Source organism: Paenibacillus lignilyticus (assembly GCF_017942085.1).
In the GTDB taxonomy this organism is placed as follows: domain Bacteria; phylum Bacillota; class Bacilli; order Paenibacillales; family Paenibacillaceae; genus Paenibacillus_Z; species Paenibacillus_Z lignilyticus.
In genome coordinates this window covers 214870-222879 of sequence record NZ_JAGKSP010000010.1, presented here as the reverse complement: position 1 = coordinate 222879, position 8010 = coordinate 214870, and the positions used below count along the sequence as shown (strand labels likewise).

The window sequence follows — 8010 nt, the reverse complement described above, 5'->3', positions numbered from 1 at the left end:
GAGTCGCATTTTCCAACTCTCAGCATGCGTAGGCGACGAAACGGAGCCACTTTCTGCGCTGAAAGTCGGATTACTCAACTCTCGAAGCAAATTTGTGTCCATTTGTACGCTGAGAGTCGCATTTTCCAACTCTCAGCATGCGTAGGCGACGAAACGGAGCCACTTTCTGCGCTGAAAGTCGGATTACTCAACTCTCGAAGCAAATTTGTGTCCATTTGTACGCTGAGAGTCGCATTTTCCGACTCTCAGCATGCGTAGGCGACGAGAGTACGACGCTTTCTGCGCTGAGAGTTCCATTTCCGAGCTCTCGACGCAAATTTGCGGCCTTTTGAACGCTGAGTGTCGCATTTTCCGACTCTCAGCCTACGGAGGCGGAAAGTGAGGTGCATCCTGCTCTGAAAGTCAGCAAAAAGACCGCCGACACTTACAATCGATTGGCGGCCTTAAGCCCGGCATCTTACCCACGCTAATTTCTTAACTTCGTTCGTCCGATCCGCAAGAGAATATAAGTTCGAAATTTTCACAAACTGTTTGGTAGTTATTTGCGGGCTTGTCATACTCGCTTCCATAATAGTTAATTCAACACTATCATTACAACCAAATGACAGAGGAGCCCTCTTACCAGAAGGCCCCTCTCTCACTTTATATTGAATTTGCTTAACAACCCCCGCTATTCCTTCACGCTTCCAAGCACGATCCCTTTCATGAAGAACCGTTGCAGAAACGGATACACCATCAGGATCGGCAGCGCGCCGAGGAAGATCTGCGCCGCCTTGGCGGTCCGGTCGTTCACCTCGGTAAGCGACTTCATGTCCGCCGAGGACATCAGCGTCAGATCCCGGTTGATCACGACCGTCTGCAAGTAGCTTTGGAGCGGATAGTGATCCGGCGAGTTCATGAAGATGAGCCCGTCAAACCAGGAATTCCAATGGTTAACCGTGGCGAACAACGTAATCGTCGCCAGCGCCGGCAGCGACAGCGGAAGGTAGATCCGCCACAATGTCGTCCAGTGACCCGCGCCATCCATGAACGCCGCTTCCTCCAGCTCCTTCGGCAGCCCGCGGAAGAAGTTCAGCAGCAGAATCACGTTGAACACCGGTACGGCGCCGGGCAGGATCATCGCCCAGATACTGTCCATAATGCCCGTGTATTTGATCGTCATATAGAGCGGGATCAGACCGCCGCTGAATAGAATCGTAATGACGAACACCCACGCATAGAACGTCCGCATCGGAAATTTCTTCGCTTCCTTCGCAAGCGGATAGGCAATGAGCACGGTAAGCAGCATGTTGACCGGAATACCGAGTCCGACTCGCTTCAAGGTAACGAGAATGGATTTGAAGAACGCCGGCTTATGCAGCACGTATTCATAGGAGCTTAACGAGAACTGCACCGGCCACAGCTTGACGTAACCGGCCTGAGCAGCCGCGCTTGAACTGAACGAAATCGCAAGGACGTGTATGATTGGCAAAATACATAATATACCGAGACAGGCAAGAAAGACGTAGTTAAAGGATAGAAACAATCTGCGGCTAAACGTGTAATACTCCAGCACTCCCGCCCTCTCCTCTCATCAGAAAATACGATAATTGGCGAATCGATAAGCCAAATAGTAGGACAACGATATGCTGAGAAGCGAGACAACCGATCTAAACACGCCTACCGCCGTTGCAACCCCGTACTGCGCATCGATCAAGCCGATCCGATAGACGAAGGTATCGATGATATCCCCTGTCTCATACACCTGCGGGCTATATAAATTAAACACCTGATCAAACCCGGCGTTCAGCACATTTCCTAAGCTTAAGGTCATTAACAGAATAATAATCGGCGCCATCCCCGGCAGCGTCACATGCAGCGTCTGCTTCCATCTGCCCGCACCATCGACGATTGCCGCTTCATATAAGGTTGGATTAATACTCGTTAATGCCGCTAAATAGACAATCGTATTAAAGCCGAACTCCTTCCAGGTATCCGTGGCAACCAGCACATAACGAAACCAGTTATTATCCCCGAGAAAATAAATCGGCTCGATGCCGACCCACCCCAGCACTTGATTGACAATCCCGCTCGTCGGCGACAAAATATCGATGAGAATCCCGCCGAGAATGATCCACGACAGAAAGTGAGGCAAATACACAACCGTCTGTATGCCGCGTTTGAATACTTCCTTACGCACCTCGTTCAGCAGCAGTGCAGTCACGATCGGCGCGATCAGGCCGGCAATAATTTTCATAATGGCGATGAGAATCGTATTCCAAACAATCTGCTTGGACTCCGGCATTTCCATTACATAGCGGAAGTTATCGAATCCAACCCATTTGGAGTTAATCACGCCTATGGCGGGCTTGAACTTCTCGAACGCAATGACAAGTCCTAACATTGGACCGTAGCTGTAAATCAGTATAAGGATGAGACCCGGCAAAATCATCAAGTGCAGCGGAAGCGTTCCGCTCCAATTTTTCCGCAACAAAGCGTTCCCTCCCTGCCCTGTTTAGTCAAAAAACGGGGGAAGACGTCGCTTCCCCCGCCCAGCTTACCCTCATGCACCCTGCACGAGCTTACTTATTCTTCGCCCAATCGTTGACTTCTTGCGTAATTTCATCGCCGCCGAGCTTCTTCCACTCTTCAACGAATTTATCGAACGTATCGATCGAATCGCCCATGATGATCTTCGTGAACGTCTCCAGCTCTCTCTTCTGCAGGTTCGACTCTTTCTCAACCATGGCAGGCGTTGGAGCACCGTAGAACTCCGTCAGCTTGAGCGCTTTGCCGTTGACGTATTGATCAATGACTTTGAACGAGCCTTCTTTGCCGAAGATGCGCTCATACGCCCAGTTCAGCGGTTCTTTGCTCGATCCGTCCAGCCAAGAAGCGATTTTATCATGGTTATCCTTCTCTTCCGGATTAAGAGCGGATGTATCTTTGCTGTCCAGCGCAGCCGTTACATGGAGGTAGATATCCAGGTTTTTACGAGCCGGCCATGCTTGGAACGGCATGTTTTTGAATTTCTCGAAGCCATCGCCCGTAAAATATTTCGCGTAATTCTCAGGCGTTGTTGTTTCTCCCCAGCCTGTTTCTACGAACAGATTGATCATCTTCAGCAGCGCTTCCGGATGTTCGGCACCCTTCTTCACGACAAAATATTGGCCGACAGAGAAGCCGACTTGCGGCGTAACCGGTTGATCATCTGCAGAAACGAGCGGATAGGACTGCCACTGCGCATTCGGATCTGTTTTCTTATTGTCTACGAGCGGCCACAGCGGATTCCACATCTGGCCGAACTGCATGCCGATTTTGTTCGAAGTCGTCAATTCCGCTTCTTTACCGCCGTCTTTAACGCCGAACTCTTTGTCAATTTGACCCTTCTTGTAGAGCTCTTGCAGAACAGCCAGCGCAGTCTTCATCTCAGGCTGAATGCTGCCATAGACAAGATTGCCGCTTGCGTCTTTGATCCATGTTTTCGGATAGGCGTGGTAGCTGTTCAAGAGGCCTGTGATATCAGCGAAGCCGCCGTACAGGTCTTTGTTCATCGCGATGCCGTACGAATCCGCCTTACCGTTTCCGTCCGGATCCTGCTTCGTGAAAGCTTCGGAGATGGCAAGCACATCAGCCATCGATTGCGGCGGCTGCAAGCCAAGCTTGTCGAGCCAATCCTTGCGAATCCAGATCATGCCCGCTCCATCCATGGAAGAGCCGGTGTTCGGGATCGCCATCAGCTTGCCGCCAAATGTGGCTGAAGCGAGTGCGGCCGGTCCGTCTTGATTGAGAATTTCCTTGAGGAAAGGCGATGCGTATTTCTCATAAATAGCGGTCAGATCTTCAAGCTCATCGGCTTCCTGCAGCTGCTTAAGCTGCTTGGCGTTTACCGGAATGAACGCCGGCAAGTCGCCCGAGGCGATGGACACGTTCATCTTCTGCTCGCCTTGGCCCCCCGGCTGATCGCCGCTGACGACCCAGTCGTATTTCACGGTAATGCCAAGCTTCTCTTGGAGCGCTTGCGTCCACATGTTATTGTCGATCGTCTGACCTTCCATGAACTTGAACGTATCGTTGATGACACGTACGCTCGTAATGTTGATTGGCGGATCATACTTGCCGAAGTACGGATCAGGCTCCGCCGCAGGCGCAGGCTCATTCGTATTGGCATTCGCACTGTTGTCCGTATCTGCCGTATTCGTCGATGTATTGGTTTGTTCATTCCCTGTGGAATCGGAAGTATTCTTGTTGTTGTTGTTATTTCCCGAACTGCAAGCGGTTACAAAAACAAAAATAAAAGTCATAAGCAGAACCGCAGTCCATTTGAATGGCTTTCGCATTCCCCTAACCTCCCTTTTATTTTGCAAGCTTCCTACTCCTTCAGTATAGAATGACGGCACTTTGCTTCACTATGGAACAATCTATAGATTCGTGGTCTCCTGTATAGGTAATCGCGCGGAAGCGGGGACAGGCGTGCGGAAATTCAGAAAACCTGCCCCCTTCCGCGCAGACCGCTACTCTCTTGCCCGATATTCCTGCGGAGTGAGCTGAATCCGTTTCTTGAAGAAGCGGATAAAATAACCCGAGGTCTCGAAACCGACCTTGTCGGCAATCTCGTGAATTTTGAGCGGAGTCGCAGTTAACAGCTCTTTCGCCTTCTCCAGGCGCAGCTCGGCGATGTATTCGGACAGGTTCGTGCCTGTCTGCTGTTTATAGAGAACCGACAAGTAGGCAGGGTTAAGGTAGACAATCTCGGATAAGCTCGTAAGCGACAGATCGCCGGCCAAATTCCCCCGTATATATTGATGCAGCCGCGCAATCAACTGGTGAGTCCGTTCATGCTGGATGGATTTGCGCCTTGCGTAGATTGCGGATGTCGTCTGAAGCAAGTACCTCAGCGCAGCCTCACGCGATTGATGGGCGGAGAGGTTCATCAGATCATCCATAATTGCGGCATCCATGCGGCCTTCCCCACCCTGCGTCAGTTGACTGAGCAGGAGATTGGCAATGGCATAGTAGACAAGCGCATATTCGGCATATTGAGTAGGCAGCGCGGTATAGCTCTTAATCGCTTCAGCGAAAGCCTCTTCGGTACCATCCTCCAGCAGACGCTCCAGCTGCAGCGTTATTGTTCGCAGTGGCGGCAGGGCAGCCTCAGGAGCAACTCCTTCCTCACGCTGATCTAAGATCAGCAGCATCCGATCCCGTGTACCGAGTCCGACGACCAGCCTTTTCTTCATCTGCTCGTATACGCGCGGCAATTGCTCCCAACCCGCGGGCTGTGCGCCGCAAATAAGCGATACAGGCAGGTGAAGCAGCCGATCACAGGTTTGCTGGATCGATTCCATCGTGCCCTGTACGAAGCTGACGGTCTCGCGCCAAGTCTCGCTTTGCTCGCCGGTTTCCGCTGATGGCTGCAAGAGGCAAACAAAGTGGTGCATATCCGTGCTCGCGGTGAATACGGCTAACGGCGCATAGTATTCCGCGGCAATATTTTGGACGGCATAGAGCATTAAAGCCCGGTCGTGATAGCTGCCTTCGCCCCAGCGGTCGATCCGTCCGATGAGCGCAATGATCGGCGCATCGCCTCGCAGCGGAATATGCAGCTCCTGCAGCTTCTCTTCCGTCACCGCAGGTTGCGCCGCATTCGACTCCAGCACCGCCATCAGCCAATCCCGGTGCAGCAAGGGCAGCGCGCGGCTCAATTGGTCTTTGGCTTGCAGCATAAATTGCTGGCTCTGCGACTCCGCGGCCAGACTATCGATCGCCTTGCGAATGCTGCGAATGATCGCCTCGTCGCCTTCGGTTTTGAGAATATAGTCAATGGAGCCTGTCCGAATGGCAAGCTGGGCGGTTTCCAGGTTGTGAATGCCGGTGAGGAAAATAACCTTGCAGCGCGGCCACTGCGCCACGATCCGCTGCTGGAGCTCAAGTCCCGTCATGCCCGGCATTCGCACATCGCTAAGCACGATGTCGATCTTCGTCCGCGTCAGCCACTCGAGCGCCTCCTCCGGGGAGTAAGCGCGATAGATGTCCAGCTCCAAACCCGGCGTGTCCTCGATCATTTCATAGAGGCCGTCCACCGTGAATCTCTCGTCATCCACAATCAATAAGCGGTTCATCCTTTGTACCCTCCTCCCTCGGAATCGTCATCGTCACTTTGAGGCCTCGTTCCTCCCCCAAACTGAGCGTCAAACCGCCGCCCCCGTACTTGATAATAATGCGCCGGTGGACATTAAGCAGACCGGTATGCTCTGTGGGCTGCGCTTTGTCGAGCAAGCTCAACTGCAGCTCGCGCAGCTTCTCCTCATCCATGTTTTCCCCGTTGTCGGTTATGGAAATCTCGATCGCCCCGGGTTTCGTGCTGAACTCGACTGTTATTAAACCATTCCTTCGCTTATGCTCCAAGCCATGGTTATAAGCGTTCTCGATGATCGGCTGGACGATGAGACGAGGAACCGGGAACGCGCGCAGCTCCTCAGGCACCTCCTCAAACTCCACCATAATCCGCTCCGAGAACCGGATCGATTGAATTTCCGCATACGTGCGGGCATGATGAATCTCGCTGGCCAGCGGCACCTCATCCGAGCCGTCGCGCGTAATGTATTGAAAATATTCACCCAAATGCTTCGTGAAATAAATAACGTTATCATGATCCCGCTGCTGTGCCATCCGGTACAGAATAAAATAGCTGTTGTACAGAAAATGCGGGTTGATCTGCGACTGCAAATGACGCAGCTCTGCCAGGCGGGCCAGGTACTGCTGCTCATACACTTCATGGACAAGCACGTCAAGCTGCTTGACCATGCCGTTAAACTGCCCGTACAAATAACCGAATTCATCCTGCAGCGGGTAATGGACCTCCAGATTGAACTGCCCCTGCTCGATGCGCCGGAAAGACCGGACGAGCCGTTTTAACGGTTGATGAATAATGAGGTAAATACTGTAGGAGAACAACAGCACCAGGAAGACGGACATGGCAGAGAGCACATAGAACCAGAACCGGTAGACCTGCAGCGATGCGTTCACTTTGTTCGCGGGGACATACATCAGCAAAGTCATGTCGAGACGCGAAGAATGGTTGGAGACCACCAAATAGGATTGGTCCTTCCATTCCACCGACTGCAGCTTGCCTTCTTCCGACGTCGCTTCCTCGTGCTGAAAATCATGAATGAGCTCTTCATCCACCGCGTCCGAACCGCCGGTAATGAGAAAAGGCTGCTTGTTCCCAACGAGCGCCGTATGGCCGCCTTCATTCGTAAACTCCTGCAGCACCTTGCTTAATTCAGGCCGCGAAATTTCAATGGCAAGCAGGAAGACCGGACTTCTTCGGCTTGAGATAGCCGGGTCGGGATATGGAATACTAATGAAGAGCCGATCCTTCCACAATAGAAAAGGAGACTCGAACCGATTCGTCGACTTGCTCAGCGCGACGAACTGCGCTTCATCGAAGTTTCCGATGACGTTGGCATTCGCAGACACGGTACGGTTCATGGCGGGGATGAAGGCAATGGCATTATTCACGAACTTACTGGATTTCTGAAGGGCATCCAGACGGCTCTTCAGCCGAAGCTGCGCCTGCATCTTCTCGATTTCAGACATCACCTCGGAGGAGGAGGACAGTTTAAGCAAATCATCGTCATTGACATATTCCTGCAGCTGCCGAATGGCACTGTCGATGTCGAATTCCAGCATGTTCATATATAAGGAGGTCCGCGATACTAGAGAGTCTGTGATTTCTTTCTGGACGTGGGAGGAGCCGGTTTCGTTCATTTTCCAGCTGATGATGTAGAGCGGTGTAAGCGTAACAAGGAAAGTGAGGACAAGCTTGGGCAAAATGGACAGCGAAGCGATACGTTTCAGGATATTCAGCAGCATTGCCACCCCCGGCATAGTAGTTGCTTCTATCAGGCAGGAAACGCTACACCTAGGATGGGCACGCATGGATGACTGGATCAGGAGGCGTATGCTACATAATTCTTCACATATCGCCAATTACCTCCCCGACCCATTGATGTATAATCGTTATTA

General features: G+C 52.0%; 5 protein-coding genes. All 5 read right to left on the bottom strand.

Annotation, left to right across the window (positions count from 1 at the left end; translation table 11 throughout):
* Positions 1 to 670 precede the first annotated feature (670 nt).
* The 5 genes from I8J30_RS22365 to I8J30_RS22345 all read right to left on the bottom strand — a co-directional run bounded on the left by I8J30_RS22365 (position 671) and on the right by I8J30_RS22345 (position 7857).
* Positions 671 to 1555 (bottom strand): carbohydrate ABC transporter permease, encoded by an 885-nt coding sequence (locus tag I8J30_RS22365; protein WP_210661876.1) that lies wholly within the window; start codon positions 1553 to 1555, stop codon positions 671 to 673.
* Positions 1556 to 1573: 18 nt separating this feature from the next.
* Entirely contained in the window at positions 1574 to 2431 is an 858-nt protein-coding gene (locus I8J30_RS22360) for an ABC transporter permease (RefSeq protein ID WP_091224637.1), read from the bottom strand.
* A 130-nt stretch (positions 2432 to 2561) separates the two neighbouring features.
* The gene (locus I8J30_RS22355) at positions 2562 to 4319 is read right to left on the bottom strand and encodes an extracellular solute-binding protein (RefSeq protein ID WP_210661874.1); all 1758 of its coding nucleotides are present in this window, start codon (positions 4317 to 4319) and stop codon (positions 2562 to 2564) included.
* 174 nt (positions 4320 to 4493) lie between these two features.
* Complete coding sequence (locus I8J30_RS22350; protein ID WP_210661872.1) at positions 4494 to 6101, bottom strand: response regulator; 1608 nt, start codon at positions 6099 to 6101, stop codon at positions 4494 to 4496.
* On the bottom strand, positions 6076 to 7857 hold the full coding sequence (locus tag I8J30_RS22345) for a sensor histidine kinase (protein WP_210661870.1): 1782 nt from the start codon (positions 7855 to 7857) through the stop codon (positions 6076 to 6078). The genes I8J30_RS22350 and I8J30_RS22345 overlap by 26 nt, the downstream gene beginning before the upstream one ends.
* Positions 7858 to 8010: the final 153 nt, after the last annotated feature.